Source organism: Streptomyces sp. DH12 (genome assembly GCF_020873895.1).
Classification (GTDB): domain Bacteria; phylum Actinomycetota; class Actinomycetes; order Streptomycetales; family Streptomycetaceae; genus Streptomyces.
The window spans coordinates 1-476 of sequence record NZ_JAHWGT010000864.1 but is presented as its reverse complement, the minus strand read 5'-3'; the positions used below and the strand labels follow the sequence as shown (position 1 = coordinate 476).

The 476-nt window shown below is 70.2% G+C and carries 1 protein-coding gene; it reads right to left on the bottom strand.

Features of this window, described 5'->3' with window-relative positions:
* The coding region (locus LPA54_RS37490; RefSeq protein ID WP_228984913.1) for a S1C family serine protease at positions 1-476 on the bottom strand (476 nt) is incomplete at both ends.

Genomic DNA, 476 nt, shown 5'->3' with positions numbered 1-476 from the left:
CCGGCCTGGGACTGGCCGAGGCCGCCGCCGGTCGACTGGATCGCGGAGTTGATGCCGATGACCGCGCCCGTCGCGTCCAGCAGCGGGCCGCCGGAGTTGCCCGGGTTGATCGACGCGTCGGTCTGCAGGGCGCTCATGTACGAGTTCTTGTTGCTGGAGCCGTCCCCGGACGCCACCGGGCGGTTCTTCGCGCTGATGATGCCCGTGGTGACCGTGTTGGAGAGGCCGAAGGGCGCGCCGATCGCGATCGTCGAGTCGCCGACAGCGACGCCCTCCGAGTTGCCCAGCGGCAGCGGGGCGAGACCCGCGGGCGGGTTCTTGAGCTTCAGCACGGCCACGTCGTAGCCCTGCGCCCGGCCGACCACCTCGGCGGCGTACTTCTTGCCGTCGGAGAAGGTCGCCGACAGTTCGCCGGACTCCGCGGCGGAGGCCACCACGTGGTTGTTCGTGAGGATGTGGCCTTCCTTGTCGTACAC